General features: G+C 62.9%; 15 protein-coding genes and 7 tRNA genes. 6 read left to right on the forward strand and 16 right to left on the reverse strand.

The genetic code is table 11. The features are described 5' to 3' along the window. Positions 1–20: 20 nt before the first annotated feature. From AACG97_RS20025 to leuC, 3 genes are all read right to left on the reverse strand, one after another. The gene (locus AACG97_RS20025; RefSeq protein ID WP_009681663.1) at positions 21–785 is read right to left on the reverse strand and encodes a class I SAM-dependent methyltransferase; all 765 of its coding nucleotides are present in this window, start codon (positions 783–785) and stop codon (positions 21–23) included. 65 nt (positions 786–850) lie between these two features. Further along, complete coding sequence (leuD, locus tag AACG97_RS20030; protein ID WP_009681664.1) at positions 851–1,495, reverse strand: 3-isopropylmalate dehydratase small subunit; 645 nt, start codon at positions 1,493–1,495, stop codon at positions 851–853. After that, a complete protein-coding gene (leuC, locus tag AACG97_RS20035) occupies positions 1,492–2,925 on the reverse strand; it encodes a 3-isopropylmalate dehydratase large subunit (RefSeq protein ID WP_009681665.1) in 1,434 nt (477 codons plus the stop codon). Before leuC ends, leuD begins: the two co-directional genes overlap by 4 nt. A gap of 131 nt (positions 2,926–3,056) precedes the next feature. On the opposite strand from leuC, the gene AACG97_RS20040 reads away from it, so the two are divergent. Continuing rightward, on the forward strand, positions 3,057–3,935 hold the full coding sequence (locus AACG97_RS20040) for a LysR family transcriptional regulator (RefSeq protein WP_125855449.1): 879 nt from the start codon (positions 3,057–3,059) through the stop codon (positions 3,933–3,935). A gap of 62 nt (positions 3,936–3,997) precedes the next feature. Next, positions 3,998–7,294 carry a sensor domain-containing protein gene (locus tag AACG97_RS20045; RefSeq protein ID WP_225786005.1) on the forward strand — a complete coding sequence of 1,099 codons (3,297 nt, stop codon included), beginning with the start codon at positions 3,998–4,000 and terminating at the stop codon, positions 7,292–7,294. A gap of 235 nt (positions 7,295–7,529) precedes the next feature. Here AACG97_RS20045 and AACG97_RS20050 read toward each other — a convergent pair whose 3' ends face one another. The 10 genes from AACG97_RS20050 to gltX form a co-directional block, all read right to left on the reverse strand. Then, positions 7,530–7,973 (reverse strand): Hsp20 family protein, encoded by a 444-nt coding sequence (locus tag AACG97_RS20050; RefSeq protein ID WP_009685045.1) that lies wholly within the window; start codon positions 7,971–7,973, stop codon positions 7,530–7,532. Positions 7,974–8,115: 142 nt separating this feature from the next. Next, a complete protein-coding gene (locus AACG97_RS20055; RefSeq protein ID WP_197886036.1) occupies positions 8,116–9,084 on the reverse strand; it encodes a tRNA dihydrouridine synthase in 969 nt (322 codons plus the stop codon). A 51-nt stretch (positions 9,085–9,135) separates the two neighbouring features. Further along, positions 9,136–9,570, reverse strand: coding sequence for an acyl-CoA thioesterase (locus AACG97_RS20060; RefSeq protein ID WP_197886035.1), 435 nt, complete (start codon positions 9,568–9,570; stop codon positions 9,136–9,138). Positions 9,571–9,809: 239 nt separating this feature from the next. After that, positions 9,810–9,885: transfer RNA gene (locus AACG97_RS20065), tRNA-Glu, on the reverse strand. A 42-nt stretch (positions 9,886–9,927) separates the two neighbouring features. Continuing rightward, positions 9,928–10,003, reverse strand: a tRNA-Ala gene (locus AACG97_RS20070). A 61-nt stretch (positions 10,004–10,064) separates the two neighbouring features. Then, positions 10,065–10,140, reverse strand: a tRNA-Glu gene (locus AACG97_RS20075). Positions 10,141–10,182: 42 nt separating this feature from the next. Continuing rightward, positions 10,183–10,258 (reverse strand) — tRNA-Ala (locus tag AACG97_RS20080). 52 nt (positions 10,259–10,310) lie between these two features. Next, a tRNA-Glu gene (locus AACG97_RS20085) sits at positions 10,311–10,386 on the reverse strand. Positions 10,387–10,458: 72 nt separating this feature from the next. Further along, positions 10,459–10,534, reverse strand: a tRNA-Ala gene (locus AACG97_RS20090). 280 nt (positions 10,535–10,814) lie between these two features. Next, a complete protein-coding gene (gene gltX, locus AACG97_RS20095; RefSeq protein WP_029887104.1) occupies positions 10,815–12,296 on the reverse strand; it encodes a glutamate--tRNA ligase in 1,482 nt (493 codons plus the stop codon). 144 nt (positions 12,297–12,440) lie between these two features. On the opposite strand from gltX, the gene AACG97_RS20100 reads away from it, so the two are divergent. Next, entirely contained in the window at positions 12,441–13,496 is a 1,056-nt protein-coding gene (locus AACG97_RS20100; RefSeq protein ID WP_009685049.1) for an HlyD family secretion protein, read from the forward strand. A 49-nt stretch (positions 13,497–13,545) separates the two neighbouring features. Next, on the forward strand, positions 13,546–15,036 hold the full coding sequence (locus AACG97_RS20105) for an MDR family MFS transporter (RefSeq protein WP_172828417.1): 1,491 nt from the start codon (positions 13,546–13,548) through the stop codon (positions 15,034–15,036). A gap of 37 nt (positions 15,037–15,073) precedes the next feature. On the opposite strand, the gene uvrB is transcribed toward AACG97_RS20105, so the two are convergent. Next, complete coding sequence (gene uvrB / locus AACG97_RS20110) at positions 15,074–17,089, reverse strand: excinuclease ABC subunit UvrB (protein WP_197886034.1); 2,016 nt, start codon at positions 17,087–17,089, stop codon at positions 15,074–15,076. A gap of 287 nt (positions 17,090–17,376) precedes the next feature. On the opposite strand from uvrB, the gene AACG97_RS20115 reads away from it, so the two are divergent. Both AACG97_RS20115 and AACG97_RS20120 read left to right on the forward strand, forming a co-directional pair. Continuing rightward, complete coding sequence (locus AACG97_RS20115; RefSeq protein WP_029887102.1) at positions 17,377–18,573, forward strand: amino acid aminotransferase; 1,197 nt, start codon at positions 17,377–17,379, stop codon at positions 18,571–18,573. Between the two features lie 62 nt (positions 18,574–18,635). Continuing rightward, positions 18,636–18,711: transfer RNA gene (locus AACG97_RS20120), tRNA-Asn, on the forward strand. A gap of 82 nt (positions 18,712–18,793) precedes the next feature. Here the strand turns inward: AACG97_RS20120 and AACG97_RS20125 are convergent. Both AACG97_RS20125 and AACG97_RS20130 read right to left on the reverse strand, forming a co-directional pair. Then, the gene (locus tag AACG97_RS20125; RefSeq protein ID WP_115294523.1) at positions 18,794–19,354 is read right to left on the reverse strand and encodes a DUF1285 domain-containing protein; all 561 of its coding nucleotides are present in this window, start codon (positions 19,352–19,354) and stop codon (positions 18,794–18,796) included. 10 nt (positions 19,355–19,364) lie between these two features. After that, positions 19,365–19,970, reverse strand: a complete 606-nt coding sequence (locus tag AACG97_RS20130; protein WP_225786004.1) for a DUF4823 domain-containing protein — start codon at positions 19,968–19,970, stop codon at positions 19,365–19,367. Positions 19,971–20,019 lie beyond the last annotated feature (49 nt).

Here is a 20,019-nt window from a genome sequence, read left to right on the forward strand (position 1 = left end):
CGGGCCCCACCGAAAAAAACTTATCGCTCTGCCCACAGCACCAGTACATCGCTGCTGAACGAGCCATCGCTGTCGATCTGATAATACTGCCGTACTTCTTCGCCCATGGCTTGCTGCAATTGGCGGATAGCCACGCGCATCGGCTCGGGGGTACGCATGCGCTCGACCCAGCTGGAAAACTCCAGGCGCAGCGGCTGGCGGGTGTGGCTGCGCACGTGCAAACCGGCTTCGCTAACCTGGCGCTGCCATTCGGCGGCGGAATAATCGCGCACGTGGCTGGTGTCGCGCAGCACTTCGACCGTTTGCAGGTAGGTGTCGAGCAGCGGGCTGCCCGGTGACATCACATCGATGAACGCCGCCACGCCGCCTGGCTTGAGCACCCGGCGCACTTCGCGCAAGGCCAGGCCCAGGTCGCTCCAGTGGTGGGCCGAGTAGCGGCTGAAAACGAAATCGAACGATGCATCGGCGAACGGCAGGCGTTCGGCCGCGCCGCGTTCGGTGATGATATTGCCCAGGCCGCGCTCGGCAGCGGCGCTGGCGACCACATCGAGCATGGCCTGCGACAGGTCGTAGGCGACCACTTCGGCGACCAGCGGCGCAACGTGGAAGCTGACATGCCCGGCACCGCAGCCCAGGTCCAGCACACGGGCGGCGCCCTGCCCTGCCAGTTCGGCCTGGAGCAAGGCAAATTCACTGCCCTGGGCGTGTACGGCGCTGCTGAGGTAGGCACTGGCTTGTTCGCCGAACTGGCGTTGGACCACGTCGGTGTGTTGGCTGCTGGTCATGTCTCGATCCTTTTGGTTCTGGGTTGGCTTGCCGGCGATGAGGCCAGCGAACCCGGCTACATCATTCAGGCATCCCGGAACAGCCAAGGCTGCGCAGCACGGTGCTTGCCCTCGAAGGCCTTGATCGCATCGCTGTCCTGCAGGGTCAGGCCGATATCGTCCAGGCCGTTGAGCAGGCAGTGCTTGCGGAAGGCATCGATCTCGAAGTGCAGCACCTTGCCGTCTGGGCGGGTCACCGCCTGGGCCTGCAAGTCGATGGTCAGCTGGTAGCCCGGGTTGGCTTCCACCTGCTTGAACAACTCGTCCACTTCCTCATCGCTGAGGATGATTGGCAGCAAGCCGTTCTTGAAGCTGTTGTTGAAGAAGATGTCAGCGAAGCTCGGCGCAATGATGCTGCGGAAGCCATACTCGTCCAGCGCCCAGGGGGCGTGCTCGCGGCTGGAGCCGCAACCGAAGTTTTCCCGCGCCAGCAACACACTGGCACCCTGGTAGCGTGGGTAGTTGAGCACGAACTCCTGGTTGACCGGGCGCTTGCTGTTGTCCTGGTAAGGCTGGCCCACGTCCAGGTAACGCCACTCGTCGAACAGGTTCGGACCAAAGCCGGTGCGCTTGATCGACTTGAGGAACTGCTTGGGGATGATCTGGTCGGTGTCGACGTTGGCACGGTCCAACGGCGCGACGAGGCCAGTGTGCTGGGTAAAGGCTTTCATGCTGCGCTCCCTTGGATCAACTCGCGAACATCGATGAAATGACCGGCTACCGCGGCAGCGGCGGCCATGGCCGGGCTGACCAGGTGGGTACGCCCACCGGCACCCTGACGGCCTTCGAAGTTGCGGTTGGAGGTGGACGCGCAATGCTCGCCGCTCTCCAGGCGGTCCGGGTTCATCGCCAGGCACATCGAGCAGCCTGGTTCACGCCATTCGAAACCGGCTTCGAGGAAGATCTTGTCCAGGCCTTCACGTTCGGCCTGCGCTTTGACCAGGCCCGAACCCGGCACGACGATGGCTTGCTTGACGCTGGCGGCCACCTTGCGGCCCTTGGCGATTTCCGCCGCCGCGCGCAGGTCTTCGATGCGCGAGTTGGTGCACGAGCCGATGAATACGCGGTCCAGCTTGATGTCGGTGATGGCCTGGTTGGCCGTCAGCCCCATGTACTTCAAGGCACGCTCGATCGAGCCACGCTTGACCAGGTCGGCTTCGGCGGCCGGGTCCGGTACGCGCTGGTCGACGGCCAGGACCATCTCGGGCGAAGTGCCCCAGCTGACCTGCGGCTTGATCTGGCTGGCATCCAGCTCGACCACGGTGTCGAACACCGCATCGTCATCCGACACCAGGTCTTTCCACGCCTCGACCGCCTGCTTCCACTGCTCGCCCTTCGGCGCGTAGGGGCGCCCTTCGACGTAGGCAACGGTAGTGGCGTCGGTGGCCACCAGGCCCACGCGGGCACCGGCTTCGATGGACATGTTGCAGATGGTCATGCGGCCTTCCATCGACAGCGCACGAATGGCGCTGCCGGCGAATTCCATGGCGTGGCCGTTGCCACCGGCGGTGCCGATCTTGCCGATCACGGCCAGGACGATGTCCTTGGCGGTGACGCCGGCCGGCAGCTCGCCTTCCACCCGGACCAGCATGTTCTTCATTTTCTTGGCGACCAGGCACTGGGTGGCGAGCACGTGCTCGACCTCGGAGGTGCCGATACCGTGGGCAAGGGCCCCGAACGCGCCGTGGGTCGAGGTGTGCGAGTCGCCGCAGACCACGGTCATGCCCGGCAAGGTGGCGCCTTGCTCCGGGCTGATGACGTGGACGATGCCCTGGCGCTCGTCGTTCATCTTGAATTCGACGATGCCGTATTCGTCGCAGTTCTCGTCGAGGGTCTGCACCTGCAGGCGCGACACCTGGTCGACGATGGCCTCGATGCCGCCCTTGCGCTCTGGCGTGGTTGGCACGTTGTGATCCGGCGTCGCGATGTTGGCGTCGATGCGCCACGGTTTGCGGTTGGCCAGGCGCAGGCCTTCGAAGGCCTGGGGCGATGTCACTTCGTGGATGATGTGGCGATCGATGTAGATCAGGGACGAGCCGTCATCACGGCGCTTGACCTCATGGGCTTCCCAGAGTTTGTCGTAGAGCGTTTTGCCAGCCATCAGACTGTTCCTCATCAGCGTCTTTCTGTGCCAAAAACCCCTTGGCTTGTATGGACGATGCTATGGGGTTAGATTGAATAACTCAAATTCATAATTTTTATGCTTTGGATAGCCAAAAGGAATACCAAACCATGGACCTGGCCAACCTTAGTGCCTTTATCGCCATTGCGGAAAGCGGCAGCTTTTCCGGGGCAGCGGAGCGCCTGTTCCTGACCCAGCCCGCCATCAGCAAGCGCATCGCGGGCCTGGAGCAGCAGCTGGACGTACGCCTGTTCGACCGTTTGGGGCGCGAAGTGACGTTGACCGAGGCCGGGCGGGCACTGCTGCCCCGCGCTTACCAGATCCTCAACGTCCTTGATGATACCCGACGGGCGCTGACCAACCTGAACGGGGCAGTGAGTGGTCGGCTGACCCTGGCCACCAGCCACCATATCGGTCTGCACCGCCTGCCCCCGCTTTTACGGGCGTTCACCCGCGAATACCCAGCGGTAGCACTGGATATTCAGTTCATGGATTCAGAACAGGCCTACGACGAGATTCTGCATGGCCGCGCCGAAATTGCCGTGATCACCCTGGCGCCCGAACCGCACCACCTGGTCAAGGCGGTACCAGTATGGGACGACGCCCTGGATTTCGTCGCGGCGCCCGAGCACCCGCTGGCCAACAACCAGGCAGTGAGCCTGGCCGATGTCGCCCGCCACCCGGCGGTGTTCCCCGGTGGCAACACGTTTACCCACCATATCGTCCAGCGCCTGTTCGAAAGCCAGGGCCTGACGCCGAACATCGCCATGAGCACCAACTACCTGGAAACCATCAAGATGATGGTATCGATCGGCCTGGCCTGGAGCGTGCTGCCGCGCACCATGCTCGATGAACAGGTTGCACCCATCGCCTTGCCCGGCATACAGCTGTCGCGCCAGCTAGGCTACATTTTGCACACGGAGCGTACGCTGTCGAACGCGGCCAGGGCGTTCATGGCGTTGCTCGACAGCCACGCGGGGTCCGCCTGACCGGCCGTCAGCCCGGCATTTCCAACTCCAAGGACGCGTCTTACGCCAAAGGTCTGGTACCGATGCCCAAAACAGTGAACCGCTTTTTGCGCCTGCCGCGAATACCTGCGGCCGACCCGCAGGAATCCGAGCAGGCCTGGCAGAACGCCCCACAACTGCTGGCCGCGCTCAACGGCGCTCGCCTGGGTGCCTGGCTATGGGATATCGAAAGCGGCCGGGTCAGCTGGTCACGCGGCACCCAGGCGCTGTTCGGCTTCGACCCCCAGCGCCCGCTGCCCGCCGATGCCGACTACCTCGACCTGCTGCCCGAAGAGGACCGCGCCCGTACCCGCCAGGTGTTCCAGGCGATTTTCAACGGCGAGCCGGTGGAGCGCGCCATGCGCCACCGCATCCGCTGGCCGGACGGCAGCCTGCACTGGCTGGAGATCAACGGCAGCCTGACCCACGACCAGCATGGCCGGCCACAGATGATCGGGGTGGTGCGTGAAATCACCCGCCAGCGCGAGCGGGAAGCGGCATTGATCAACTCGGAGAAGCGCTTCGCCACGCTGTTCCACCTCAGCCCCAACGCCATTTTGCTCTCCCGCCGCCACGACGGCATGATCTTCGAGGTCAACCAGCATTTCGAAGACATGTTCGGCTGGCCTGGCAGCCAGGTCATCGGCAAGACCAGCCTGGAGCTGGGCCTGTGGGTCAACCCCGAGCAGCGTCAGCAGGTGATCGAATCGACCCGTGCCAACGGCGACCCGCAGATCATGGAGGTCCAGTTCCGGGCCATCAGCGGCAAGGTGCACGACGGCATTCTCTGCACCCAGGGCATCGAACTGGAAGGCGTGACCTCCCTGATCAGCACCTTCGTCGATACCAGCGAGCGCAAGCGCGCCGAGCAGGCCCTGAAAGACAGCCAGGAGCGCCTGGACCTGGCCCTGGACTCGGCGCAGCTGGGCACCTGGGACTGGCATATCCCCAGCGGCATGCTCTATGGCTCGGCCCGCGCCGCGCAGTTGCACGGCCTGCCGCCGATTCCTTTCCACGAGTCGTTCGACGCCTTCTTCGAGGGTGTACCGGAACAAGAGCGCAACTCGATGCGCCAGGCCTACCGAAGCCTGCGCGAAGGCCCTGCCGGCAACTACCAGATCACCTACCGGGTGCAGCTGGAAAACGGCGTTTCGCGCTACATCGAGAGCCGCGCCCGGCTTTACCGGGACGACCAGGGCAACCCGCTGCGCATGGCCGGCACGTTGCTCGACATTACCGACCAGGTCGAACGCGAGCAGCGCCTGAGCGCCTCCGAGGAGAAGTTCGCCAGCCTGTTCCAGGTCAGCCCCGACCCCATCTGCGTTACCCGCCAGGACACTGGCCAGTTCATCGAGATCAACCCGGCCTTCACCCAGAACTTCGGCTGGAGCAGCGAGCAAGTGCTTGGCCGCACTGCCGAGGAGATCGGCTTGTGGGCCGAATCCATCGAGCGTGCGCAACGCATCGAACGGGTAATTCGCGAACAGGCGCTGAGCAATGTCGCCGTGGTCGTCAACCACCGCAGTGGGGCGCCCCTGACGTGCGTGATCTCCAGCCGCCTGATTACTGTCGACGACCAGCCCTGCAGCGTGACCACCCTGCGCGACATCACCCAACAGCAACGCGCCGAAGCGGCCCTGAAATCCAGCGAGGAAAAGTTCGCCAAGGCCTTCCACTCCAGCCCTGACGCCATCACCATCACCGAATGCAACAGTGGCCGTTACCTGGAAATCAACGATGGCTTCTGCCGCCTGACCGGCTATAGCGCTGCGGAAGTAGTGGGCCAGACGGTGTACGAAATCGGCATCTGGGCCGATGACAAGCAACGCGGCGCCTTGCTCGCCGAGCTACGCGAGCGCGGCCGGGTTCATCACCGCGAGATGCTCGGGCGCAACAAGCGCGGCGATATCCTGACCGTGGAGGTGTCGGTCGAGCGGATCACCCTCAATGAAGTGGACTGCCTGTTGCTGACCGCCCGCGACGTCAGCCAGCTGAAGAACGCCCAGGCGCAGATCCGGCACCTGGCCTACCACGACCCGCTGACCAACCTGCCCAACCGCGCCCTGCTGATGGACCGCCTCAGCCAGCAGATCGCCCTGCTCAAGCGCCACAACCTGCGCGGCGCGCTGCTGTTCCTCGACCTTGACCACTTCAAGCACATCAACGACTCGTTGGGCCACCCGGTGGGCGATGCGGTGCTGAAGATCATTACCGCGCGCCTGGAAGCCAGCGTGCGCCTGGAAGACACCGTGGCGCGCCTGGGCGGCGACGAGTTCGTGGTGCTGCTCAGTGGCCTGGAAGGCAGCCGAGAATTGGTGGAAGCACAAGTGCGCGAACTGGCCGACACCCTACGCGAGCTGCTGGCCGAGCCCATGTCGCTGGATGGCCAGCGCCTGCAGGTCACGCCAAGCATCGGCGTGGCGCTGATCCCCGACCATGGTGCCACCCCGGCCGACCTGCTCAAACGTGCCGATATCGCCCTGTACCGGGCCAAGGATTCCGGTCGCAACACTACCCAGCTGTTTCACACCACCATGCAAAAGGCCGCCAGCGAACGCCTGCGCATGGAGAACGACCTGCGCCTGGCCCTGGCCCGCGGCGAACTGGCGTTGCACTTCCAACCGCAGGTGGATGCCCGTGACAACCGCATCGTCGGTGCCGAGGTGCTGCTGCGCTGGCACCACCCGCAACTTGGCCAGCAGCCACCCGCGCAGTTCATCCAGGTACTGGAGGAAAGCGGGCTAATTCTGGAAGTGGGGAGCTGGATCCTGGACGAGGCCTGCGACGCCTGCGCGCGCATGCTGACGGACGGCCTGATCGACGCCGACGACTTCAGCCTGTGCGTGAACATCAGCCCGCGGCAGTTCCGCCAGGCCGACTTCGTGGGGCGGGTATTGCGCAGCCTCGACGACTACCGTCTGCCCCGCAAGATGCTGAAGCTGGAAATCACCGAGGGCATCGTCATCCAGAACCTGGAGGACACCATCAGCAAGATGCGCGAGCTCAAGCGCTATGGGGTGAGTTTCGCCATGGATGACTTCGGCACGGGCTACTCGTCGCTGACGTACCTGAAGCGCTTACCGGTCGATGCACTGAAGATCGACCAGAGCTTCGTGCGCGATGCGACGGTCGACCCGAACGATGCGGAAATCGTCCGTGCCATCGTCGCCATGGCCCGCAGCCTGGACCTGGCGGTGATTGCCGAAGGGGTAGAACTGACAGAGCAGCTGGAGTTTCTCGAGCAGCTGGGGTGCTACCTGTACCAGGGCTACCTGCATAGCCGGCCGTTGCCGTTGGCGGAGTTCCGGCAGATGCTGCTGGAAGCACCGGCGGATTACTGACTGGAACCCCGGTGTGGCCGCTTTCGCAGGGCCAGGCATAAAAAGGGCACCCGTAGGTCAATGCCAGTCAGTTAAGTCATTTGGGGCCGCTTTGCGACCCTTCGCGGGCACGCCCGCTCCCACATCTTGAGTTCAGCGCTAGACCTGTGGGAGCGGGCGTGCCCGCGAAGGGCTGCAAAGCAGCCCCAGTAACGCAGGCATTAACCCATAGATGCCCTTGTTTACAACGATCCCATCAATTCAGCGCTGGCTTGTCGCCGTTGATCGGGATGCGCTTGGCCTTGGCTTCTTCAGGCACGATGCGCAGCAGGTCGATGCTGAGCAGACCATTGGCCAGGCCGGCAGCCTTGACTTCAATGTGGTCGGCCAAGCGGAACGACAGCTTGAAGGCGCGCTGCGCGATACCCTGGTGCAGGTAGGTCACTTCAGCATCGCCATTGTCACGCTTGCCACCGATAACGGTCAGGACACCCTTTTCGACCTGCAGGTCGAGGTCCTGCTCCTGGAAACCGGCTGCGGCAACCACGATACGATATTGGTCATCGCCATGCTTTTCCACGTTGTAGGGCGGGTAGCTGCTACCAGCCTCATTACGGGCCGCGGATTCGAACAGGTCATTGAAGCGGTCGAAGCCAACGGAATGACGGAACAGTGGAGCAAGAGAGAAAGCGGTAGTCATGGTCATAAACTCCTGAGTATCAGCAAGTAAATCATTGCGCGACCCGAATTCGGCATCGCGTACTCAAGAGATAGGGACGAGACAAAGGCTTTCAAGGGGGTAAATTGAAAAAATCTGCAGAGGTTGAACGGGCGATGGCCGATCAGGCAACACAGGCCTCGGCCACCGCCTCACAGCCCAGCAACCGGCTGATCCGCGCACAATCATCCTCGCGGCGCAACTCGGCAAACAGCAGCACCGCCTCCGGGTAGCTACGGGTCAGCATGGCCAGCCACTGCTTCAGTCGGCCGGGCGCATAACGCGGTGACAGCTTGGCCTGGGCCTGGCGCCAGAACTCGCGCAGCAGCGGCTGCAGGTCCTGCCAGCCCAGCGGCTGGTAATCACGCCCATCCCGCGCCGCGGCTATCTGCAGGCCAAGGTCAGGGCGCGAAACCAGCCCACGGCCAAGCATGATGTCCTCGGCACCACTGACCTCACGGCAACGCCGCCAGTCGTCCACGGTCCAGATCTCGCCATTGGCAAACACGGGCACCTTGACCACATCCTGCACCCGCGCCACCCACTCCCAATGGGCGGGTGGCTTGTAGCCCTCGACCTTGGTCCGCGCATGCACCACGAGGTGCGCCGAGCCACCGTCAGCCAGCGCCATGGCACAATCCAGCGCGCCGGCCGGGCTATCGAAGCCCAGGCGCATCTTCGCGGTTACCGGGATATGCGCAGGCACCGCGCGGCGCACGGCATGCACGATGGTATTGAGCAACTCCGGCTCCTTGAGCAGCACGGCGCCACCGCGGGACTTGTTCACTGTCTTGGCCGGGCAGCCAAAGTTCAGGTCGATGACCGGCGCGCCCAGTTCACAGGCCAGTGCGGCGTTTTCCGCCAGGCATAGCGGGTCCGACCCCAGCAGTTGCACGCGCATGGGCACCCCGGCAGCCGTCAGCGCCCCCTGGCGCAGCTCGGGCGCCAGCTTGTGGAACGAAGCCGGCGGCAACAGGCGGTCGCACACCCGAATGAACTCGGTGACGCACCAGTCTATGCCGCCCACACGGGTCAGCACGTCGCGCAGGATGTTGTCGACCAGCCCCTCCATGGGGGCCAGAGCAATTTGCATGTCGGGGTCTCGGCGGAAAAAGGCGGCAGTCTAACAAAAAAACCCGGCGTTTCAGGCACCGATCAGCGCCGGCCCGTAACCGTCGAGAAATTCTGCCGGCATGCGCCTGGGCTTGCCGCTGGAAAGCTCGATGCAGGCGAAGGTGGTCCGCGCTCGCAGCAGGGTCACACCGTCACGCGGGCGTTGGAGTTGGAAACGCCGGGTCATGCGCAGGCGCTGATCCCAGTCGATGATCCAGGTGGCCAGTTGCAATTCGTCGTCTTCGTAGGCGGCCGCCAGGTAATCGATTTCGTGGCGCACCACAGCCATTGCACGGTCCAGCCGGCGATACGCGGCAAGGTCCAGGCCCAGGCGCTGGGAGTGACGCCAGGCACAGCGCTCCAGCCAGGTGACGTAGACGGCATTGTTGGCGTGGCCGAGGCCATCGATGTCCTCGCTGCCGACGCGCAGGTCGATGACGAAGGGTGTTGGCAGGTCCCAACTCATGTTCGCTTCCTTGGCGCAAAAGCCGATTTAGCAGCGGCGAGCGGGTCAATGTCCAGCGACATCGCCATGCTCCAGAGTCAATGCACCCTGCGCAGCCTGCAGAATGCGTTAGCCAGGCAAAAGCCATGGCCCTAGTCCAGAGCAGGTATGACAGGGAAAACGGGGGAAGGGGAAAAACAAAAGGCTCATTCAATAATCGAATGAGCCTTCAAAGTCCCGCAAAACGCGGGTAAAAAAATTGGCGTCCCCTAGGGGACTCGAACCCCTGTTACCGCCGTGAAAGGGCGGTGTCCTAGGCCACTAGACGAAGGGGACATAACCTTCGCAAAGATTCATTTGCATGAACCCTGGCATAAATGGTGGAGCTAAGCGGGATCGAACCGCTGACCTCCTGCATGCCATGCAGGCGCTCTCCCAGCTGAGCTATAGCCCCGAAACAAAAGGCTCATCAATAATCGACGAGCCTTTTTAAGCCCTGCAAAACGCAGGAAAAGTGGCGTCCCCTAGGGGACTCGAACCCCTGTTACCGCCGTGAAAGGGCGGTGTCCTAGGCCACTAGACGAAGGGGACGTAACCTTCGCAAAGATTCACTCGCGTGAACCCTGGCAGAATTGGTGGAGCTAAGCGGGATCGAACCGCTGACCTCCTGCATGCCATGCAGGCGCTCTCCCAGCTGAGCTATAGCCCCGGATTTTTAGCCTCGCGGCCCAGCGACATCTACAACATCGCTTGTGCAAAACTGGCGTCCCCTAGGGGACTCGAACCCCTGTTACCGCCGTGAAAGGGCGGTGTCCTAGGCCACTAGACGAAGGGGACGAACCTTCTTACCTTCAAGACCCGGTTGCTGGACCCGGTCTTGCTTACCAGCCTGGGCTGTTAAGCGGAATTTGGTGGAGCTAAGCGGGATCGAACCGCTGACCTCCTGCATGCCATGCAGGCGCTCTCCCAGCTGAGCTATAGCCCCACAATGTCGCTTTGAACCGAACCGCTGGCTGGGTGCCTGGCGCTTCGTTTACGTTCATCGCTGTGGACGGGGCGCATATTAAGATCGGATTGCAGGGCTGTCAAACGAATTTTCAAAAATAATCAAAAATTTTTTCACAGATAACAATCACTTACCGCCCTGCCCCGGTTTTTTGGCTTCAGCTGGGCCTGTGGGAGCGGGCGTGCCCGCGAATGCGATCGTAGATCAAACACCGCATTCGCGGGCGCGCCCGCTCCCACAGGTTAGGTGTAATACTGAATCAGGCGATGGAAGCCAGCAGCTTTTCCCACTCTTTGTTTTCCTTCTTCGACACACCACCCAGCAGGTCCAGGGCCTGGCGCAGGCGGTAGCGGGTCAGGTCCGGGCCAAGGATTTCCATGGCGTCCAGCACCGACACCGAGCTGGCCTGGCCGGTGATGGCCGCGAACATCAGCGGCATGGCATCGCGCAGTTTCAGCTCCAGCGCCTCGACCACAGCCTGGATACAGCCGGTGATACGCTCTTTTTCCCACTGGCGCAGGCTTTCGAGCTTCCACAGGATCAGCTGGATGACCTGGCGCACCTGGTCGGCCGACAACTTCTTGCTTTCGAACAGTTTGGCGTCCAGCTTCAACGCGCCTTCGAAGAAGAAACCGCCCAGCGGGGCGACCTGACTGAAAGTTTCCACCCGGCCCTGCACATGCGGGGCGATCTTCATCATGTAATCGCTGTTGAACGCCCACTTCTGCAGGCGCGCCGCGAACTCCTCGACCGGCAGCTCGCGCAACCACTGGCCGTTGAGCCAGGACAGCTTCTCGATATCGAAGATCGGGCCGCCCAGCGAGATGCGCGACAGGTCGAAGTGCTCGACCATCTCGGCCAGCGAGAACTTCTCGCGCTCGTCCGGCATCGACCAGCCCATGCGGCCCAGGTAGTTGAGCATGGCTTCGGGCATGAAGCCCATGCGCTCGTAGAAGGTGACCGAAGTCGGGTTCTTGCGCTTGGACAACTTGGACTTGTCGGGGTTACGCAGCAGCGGCATGTAGCACAGCTTGGGCTGCTCCCAGCCGAAATACTCGTACAGTTTGATCAGCTTGGGTGCCGATGGCAGCCATTCTTCGCCGCGCAGCACGTGGGTAATGCCCATCAGGTGGTCGTCCACCACGTTGGCCAGGAAGTACGTGGGCAGGCCGTCGTTCTTCATCAGCACCTGCATGTCCATGCGATCCCACGGGATTTCGACATCGCCACGCAGCATGTCCGGCACCACGCACACGCCTTCGCTGGGCACCTTCATGCGGATCACGTGCGGTTCGCCAGCGGCCAGGCGGCGCTGCACTTCCTCGTCGCTCAGCAGCAAGGCACGGCCGTCATAGCGCGGGGTTTCGCCGCGGGCTTGCTGTTCGGCACGCATCTGTTCCAGCTCTTCGGCGGTGCAGAAGCAGTAGAAAGCGTGGCCGGCGTCGACCAGTTGCTTGGCGTACTGGGCGTAGATCTCGCCACGCTCGCTCTGCCGGTACGGGCCGTGCGGGCCGCCAACGTCCGGGCCTTCGTTCCATTCGATGCCGAGCCAGCGCAGGGCATCGAAGATCTGCTGCTCCGACTCGCGCGTGGAGCGCAACTGGTCGGTGTCTTCGATGCGCAGGATGAACTCACCGCCGTGCTGCTTGGCGAAGCAGTAGTTGAACAGGGCGATGTAGGCAGTGCCAACATGAGGGTCGCCGGTAGGCGATGGCGCGATACGCGTGCGTACGGTGGTCATGGAGAGTCTCGAACGAAAGATGAAACAAAGGCGGGATGTTAGCAGGTGGCGGGCACCGGGCTCCAGCAATGGCGCGAACGTCACTTGCCGAGTGGCCATCTGCCGCTGTTAAATTTATTTACATTTCTGCAACGACAATCCCCCATGCCTGCCCAACTCAAACGCCGCCTGGCGATATTCTTCACCCTGGTGGCCATCATTGCCCTGGCTTTCCTGGCCCATTGGTATTTCAAGGGGCGCTTCTACGAAAGCACCGACAACGCCTACGTACAGGGCGAGATCACCCGTGTCTCCAGCCAGTTGGGCGCGCGCATCGACAGCGTGCCGGTCGAAGACAACCAGCATGTCAACCAGGGCGACCTGCTGGTGCGCCTGGAGGCGGCTGATTTCGAGCTGGCCCTTGAGCGCGCCCGTGCGGCCCTGGCCACCCGCGAAGCCGAGTACGCCCAGGCGCAAAGCCGCCTTACCCAGCAAAGCAGCCTGATTGCCGCCGGCCAGGCCCAGGTGGCCGCCAACCAGGCCACGTTCGACCGCTCGCGGCTGGACCTGAGCCGCGCCGAGAAGCTGCGCAAGCCAGGGTTTGTGTCGGAAGAACGGGTCACCACGCTGTCGGCCGACAGCCATGTTGCCGGGTCGCAAGTGGACAAGGCCCGTGCCGACCTGCAAAGCCAGCGCCAGCAGGTCAGCGCACTGAATGCCGAGCTCAAGCGCCTCGATGCGCAGATCGCCAATGCCCGCGCCGACTTGGCCCAGGCCGAGTTGAACCTCACCCGCTGCGAGATCCGCGCGCCCATCAGCGGCACCATCGGCCAGCGCAGTGCCCGTAATGGCCAGGTGGTGCAGGCCGGTGCTTACTTGCTGTCGATCGTGCCTGACGAAGACATCTGGGTGCAGGCCAACTTCAAGGAGACCCAGATCGGCCATATGCAGCCAGGCCAGCGCGCCGAACTGCTGTTCGACAGCTACCCCGATACGCCGATCGAAGGCCGGGTCGACAGCCTGTTCGCAGCCTCGGGTGCGCAATTCAGCCTGCTGCCACCGGACAACGCCACCGGCAACTTCACCAAGGTGGTCCAGCGCATCCCGGTAAAACTCACCTTCCGCGCCGACAACCCTCTGCACGGGCGTATTCGCCCGGGCATGTCGGTCACTGCCACCGTGGACCTGCGCAACGAAGACGAAGGCCACGATGGCCGCTGAACAACTGCTGCGCCCAACGGCGGAACCCAGCCGCCGCGACTGGATCGCCGTGATGAGCGTGATGCTCGGCGCCTTCATGGCGGTGCTGGACATCCAGATCACCAACTCTTCGCTCAAGGACATCCAGGGCGCGCTGTCGGCCACCCTGGAAGAAGGCTCGTGGATTTCCACCTCGTACCTGGTCGCGGAAATCATCATGATCCCGCTGACGGCCTGGCTGGTGCAGCTGCTGTCGGCGCGGCGCCTGGCGGTGTGGGTTTCGGCCGGGTTCCTGCTGTCTTCGTTGCTGTGCTCGATGGCCTGGAACCTGGAAAGCATGATCCTGTTCCGCGCCCTGCAAGGCTTTACCGGCGGCGCGCTGATCCCGCTGGCATTCACCCTGACCTTGACCAAACTGCCGGAGCACCACCGTGCCAAGGGCATGGCCATGTTCGCCATGACCGCCACCTTCGCGCCGTCGATCGGCCCCACCCTGGGCGGCTGGCTGACCGAGAACTGGGGCTGGGAATACATCTTCTACATCAACATCCCGCCGGGCCTGGTGATGATCGCTGGCCTGCTGTACGGGTTGGAGAAAAAGGAGGCGCACTGGGACCTGCTGAAAAGCACCGACTATGCCGGCATCCTCACACTCGGCCTGGGCCTGGGCTGCCTGCAGGTATTTCTCGAAGAAGGCCACCGCAAGGACTGGCTGGAATCGCACTTGATCGTGGCCCTGGGCAGCGTCGCCTTGGTCAGCCTCATCACCTTCGTCATCCTGCAGTTTTCCAGGCCGCACCCACTGATCAACCTGCGCATACTCGGCAACCGTAACTTCGGCCTGTCGAGTATCGCCAGCCTGGGCATGGGGGTCGGGTTGTACGGCTCGATCTACCTGCTGCCGCTGTACCTGACCCAGGTGCAGGGCTACAACGCCCTGCAGATTGGCGAAGTGATCATGTGGATGGGTATTCCGCAGCTGTTCCTGATTCCGCTGGTGCCGCAGCTGATGAAGGTGGTATCGCCCAAGGTGCTGTGTGCGCTGGGCTTCTGCCTGTTCGGCGCTGCCAGTTTCGGCTCGGGGGTCCTGAACCCTGACTTTGCCGGGCCGCAGTTCAACCATGTGCAGATCATTCGCGCACTGGGCCAGCCGATGATCATGGTCACCATCTCGCTGATCGCCACCGCCTATATTCAGCCGCAGGACGCAGGGTCTGCGTCGAGCCTGTTCAATATCCTGCGCAACCTCGGCGGCGCCATTGGCATTGCCTTGCTGGCTACACTGCTGGACGCACGCACCAAGGTGTATTTCGATTACCTGCGTGAGGCCGTGGTGCCCACCAACCCCCAAGTGGCCGAGCGCCTGGCGCAACTGACGGAGCGCCTGGGGAGTGACAACGCGGCGCTGGGCAAGCTGAGCGAGATCACCCACCAGCAGGCGCTGATCATGGCTTACAACGACGCCTTCCACTTCGTCGGGATTGGTTTGGCGGTAAGCATGGTGGCGGTGCTGCTGACCCGCAAATTGCCCCAGGGCTTGAAAGCTGGCGAGGCCCATTGAGCTTGTTACGATGCACCCACAGGGCCGGCGCCAGCCTTCAGCTGGTGATCAACCGCTCGCGCAGCTTGGTGATCTCGTCACGCAACTGCGCCGCGGCTTCGAACTCCAGGTCGCGGGCGAACTGCATCATTTTCTCCTCCAACTGCTTGATACGCTTGGTGATCTCCCCAGGCGTGCGCAGTTCGGCCTCGTAACGGGCGCTTTCCTCCGCGGCCTTGGCCATGCCCTTGCGCTTCTTGCTGCGCGCACCCGGGACGGTGGCGCCCTCCATGATGTCGGTAATCTCCTTGATCACGCCCTTGGGCACGATGCCGTTGGCTTCGTTGAAGGCGATCTGCTTCTCGCGGCGGCGCTCGGTTTCATCGATCGCCCGCTGCATCGAGCCGGTGATGTTGTCGGCGTACAGGATGGCCCGGCCATTGAGGTTACGCGCCGCACGGCCAATGGTCTGGATCAGCGACCGCTCCGAGCGCAGGAAGCCTTCCTTGTCGGCATCGAGGATCGCCACCAGGGACACCTCGGGCATGTCCAGGCCCTCACGCAGCAGGTTGATCCCTACCAGCACGTCAAAGGTACCCAGGCGCAAGTCACGGATGATCTCCACCCGCTCCACCGTGTCGATATCCGAGTGCAGGTAGCGCACCCGCACATCGTGATCGGCCAGGTAGTCGCTGAGGTCTTCTGCCATGCGCTTGGTCAAGGTGGTGGCCAGCACCCGTTCGCCGGCAGCCACCCGCTTGCGGATCTCCGACAGCAGGTCGTCGACCTGGGTCAGCGCCGGGCGAATTTCGACCTGCGGGTCGACCAGCCCGGTGGGGCGCACCACCTGCTCCACCACCCGCCCGGCATGCTCGGCCTCATAAGGCCCCGGGGTGGCGGAAACGAAGATGGTCTGTGGGCTGACACTCTCCCATTCATCGAAGCGCATGGGCCGGTTGTCCAGTGCCGACGGCAGGCGGAAGCCATACTCGACCAGGGTTTCCTTGCGCGAACGGTCGCCTTTGTACATGGCCCCCACCTGCGGCACGCTGACGTGGGATTCGTCGATCACCAGCAGCGCATCGGGCGGCAGGTAGTCGTACAGCGTTGGCGGCGGTGCACCCGCCGGGCGGCCAGACAAGTAACGCGAGTAGTTTTCGATGCCATTGCAGTAGCCCAGCTCCAGGATCATCTCCAGGTCGAACCGGGTGCGCTGCTCCAGGCGCTGGGCTTCGACCAGCTTGTTGGCCTTGTGCAGGTACTCCAGGCGGTCGTTGAGCTCCGCCTTGATGCCCTCCACGGCGTCCAGCAGGGTTTCCCGCGGGGTGACGTAGTGGCTTTTGGGGTAGAAGGTGAACCGCGGCAGCTTGCGGAAGACCTCGCCGGTCAGCGGGTCGAACGCCGCGATGTTCTCCACCTCGTCGTCGAACAGCTCGACGCGGATGGCCTCCAGGTCCGATTCTGCGGGGAAAATGTCGATCACATCCCCCCTTACACGGAAGGTGGCGCGGGCAAAGTCCATCTCGTTGCGGGTGTACTGCAGGTCGGCCAGGCGGCGCAGCAGCGCGCGCTGGTCGAGCTTGTCGCCGCGGTCCACGTGCAGGACCATTTTCAGGTAGGTCTCGGGGCTGCCCAGGCCGTAGATGCACGACACGGTGGTGACGATGATCGCATCGCGGCGCTCCAGCAGCGCCTTGGTCGCCGAGAGACGCATCTGCTCGATATGGTCGTTGATCGATGCATCCTTCTCGATGAAGGTGTCCGACGACGGTACATAGGCTTCCGGCTGGTAATAGTCGTAGTAGGAGACGAAGTACTCCACCGCGTTATTGGGGAAAAACGCCTTGAACTCACCGTACAGCTGCGCGGCCAGGGTCTTGTTCGGCGCCAGCACCAGGGTCGGGCGCTGAACCTGCTGAATCACGTTGGCAATGCTGAACGTCTTGCCCGAACCGGTCACCCCCAGCAGCGTCTGGTGCGACAGCCCGGCCTCGATGCCCTCGACCATCTGGCGGATCGCCTCGGGCTGGTCGCCGGCAGGCTGGAAACGGGTAACGAGCTGGAACTCGGACATGACGGACCTCGCGGTGCTGCAGCAACTGTAAATTTAGCCAGTAGTCTATACCCAAATGCGCCCGCAAGGGGCGGCTTTCAAGGCACAGCCACAACCAGGTATTACGGTTGACCGGGCAATCAGACCGATGGTCAAAAAATATTTGCGCAAATACCCGGAAAAGCCGCGCCAGAGTGTCGCGGTCACCGGTCGGTATCACTATACTGACTCCCCGTTTGTGCACCGCTTCAGTGCATTCGGCTGGAGCGTGTACGCCCTATCACTCTCCAATCAGAGCCGAAGTAACAATGAGCCTGTTTTCCGCTGTCGAGCTGGCACCCCGCGACCCTATCCTGGGCCTCAACGAAGCATTCAATGCCGACCCACGTACCGACAAGGTCAACCTGGGTGTTGGCGTGTACTGCAATGAGGAAGGCCGCATTCCGCTGCTGCGCGCCGTGATCGAAGCCGAGACCCAGCGTGCAGCCCAGCATGCCTCGCGCGGCTACCTGCCGATCGATGGTATCGCCACCTACGACCAGGCCGTGCAAAAGCTGCTGTTCGGTGCCGAATCGCCACTGCTGGCCGCCGGCCGCGTGGTCACCGTGCAGGCTGTCGGTGGTACTGGCGCACTGAAAATCGGTGCCGACTTCCTCAAGCGGATTTCCCCAAACGCCGTGGTGGCCATCAGCGACCCGAGCTGGGAAAACCACCGCGCCCTGTTCGAGTCGGCCGGTTTCCCGGTGCAGACCTACCGCTACTACGACGCCCCGAGCAACGACGTCAACCGTGCCGGCATGCTCGAAGACCTCAACGCCCTGCCCTCCGGCTCGATCGTGGTGCTGCACGCCTGCTGCCACAACCCGACGGGCGTCGACCTGAGCCTGGACGACTGGAAAAACGTGCTGGAAGTGGTCAAGGCCAAAGGCCACGTGCCGTTCCTCGACATGGCTTACCAAGGCTTTGGCGACGGCATTGCCGAAGACGCCTTCGCGGTCCGCCTGTTCGCCGAGTCGGGGCTGGAGTTCTTCGTATCCAGCTCATTCTCCAAGTCGTTCTCGCTGTACGGCGAGCGCGTGGGTGCGCTGTCGGTGGTTACCGCCTCCAAAGACGAAAGCACCCGCGTGCTGTCGCAGGTCAAGCGCGTGATCCGCACCACCTATTCCAACCCGCCCACCCACGGCGCAACCATCGTCGCTACCGTGCTGAACAGCGCCGAGCTGCGCCAGATGTGGGAAACCGAACTGGCCGAAATGCGCGAACGCATCCACGGCATGCGCAAGCAGATGGTCGCGCTGTTGGCCGAATACGGTGCCAACCGCGATTTCAGCTTCGTCGGTCGCCAGGTCGGCATGTTCTCCTATTCGGGCCTGAGCGTAGAGCAGGTCGCCCGGTTGAAGAACGACTTTGGCATCTACGCGCTGGACACTGGCCGCATCGCTGTGGCTGCGCTGAACCAGAGCAACATCCATGTCGTCACCAAGGCGATCGTGCAAGTGCTGTAACTGCTTGATTTGGCAGGGGGTGGCTTGACTTCCCCCTGGCGATCGGTATGATGTGCGCAGATTCCGCGATAGCTCAGTCGGTAGAGCAAATGACTGTTAATCATTGGGTCCCTGGTTCGAGTCCAGGTCGCGGAGCCAAACATTGAAAAAGCCCCCGGCTGTCAAAGCAGCCGGGGGCTTTTTCGTTTGCTGCGAAGCCGGCGACGCACGCACGATGCAATCAGCTGCTGCGCCCAATCGGGTAGAACTCGCCACCGCTCCAAACGCCCAGCCATTGCTCACCGTCGATCTCGCGCGGTACCGCCAACTCCACCATCTGGTAGAACACATTGCGGTGTATCAATGCCTCGAGGTTGCTGCGCATCAGCACGTACGGCGACGGCTCTTGCGTCACCGGATCGGTGACTACCCGTAGCGGATTCGCCGGGCCGGCCTCGACCTGATCCTCGACATTGCTGGTAAAGCGCAGCACCTGCTGCTCGCCCTGCCCTTGAACCTCCAGCGCCACTGCCACGAACGGCGCATCGTCTACCTGGATGCCCACCTTTTCCACCGGGGTAATCAGGAAGTAATCGTCACCATCGCGGCGCAGGATGGTCGAGAACAGCCGCACCATCGGTTTGCGGCCGATGGGCGTGCCCAGGTAATACCAGGTGCCATCGCGGGCGATACGCATGTCGATGTCACCGCAGAAATCGGGGTTCCACAGGTGGACCGGTGGCAGGCCCTTGGCCTTGGGGATCTGCGCCAGCAGGTCGTTGGCCTTACCGGTGTCGCTCATCACACTCGCCTCACTCACTCATGCCCAGAAGGCTACGAGCGTACTCGCGCATCGGTGCGGCAAGCAAATCCTCGGGGGTTTTGTCGTGGAACGTCAACAAACCGCCACGGCTCTTGATGCGAGCGGTATCGATCAGGTAACGGGTATTGGTTTCGATCAGCATCATCTGCACCACGCCGCTGTCCCAGCCCAGGCGGTCGACGGCTTGCTCGTCGTACCACTCGTCACCATTGCCGATGCGGTCGTCGGTGCGGGCGAAGCGGGTATACAGCACATAGTCGGCACCGACCGAACGGGCCTGCGCAATGGCCTCTTCCAGGCCCAGCGGGCCTTGGGCGCGGCGCACCAGCGGGAAATACTCGACGAAACTCGTGAACGCCTGCTCGGCCACTGCATTCTGCCGGGGTACCGGGCCCTTGCCAGGCGGCACGAATGCGCCCTGCCCTATGAAGATGAACGAGTCGGGCTGCAGGCGAATCGACAGCGTGCGCCGGGTTTCGCTATGGTCCAGCAGCCCTGCGTCGCTCATGTGATAGCGGACGCCCTCGCCCATATCGCTGACATTCATGCAACCGCCCAACGCCATCAGCGCCAGCAGCAAGACCAGGCTACGCATCTTTCCTCCAGTGACCGGCGACGAAAAACCGGCGAATAGCCGGCGGATG

Origin of the sequence: Pseudomonas sp. Nvir (assembly GCF_963778085.1) — a bacterium.
Lineage (GTDB): Bacteria > Pseudomonadota > Gammaproteobacteria > Pseudomonadales > Pseudomonadaceae > Aquipseudomonas > Aquipseudomonas juntendi.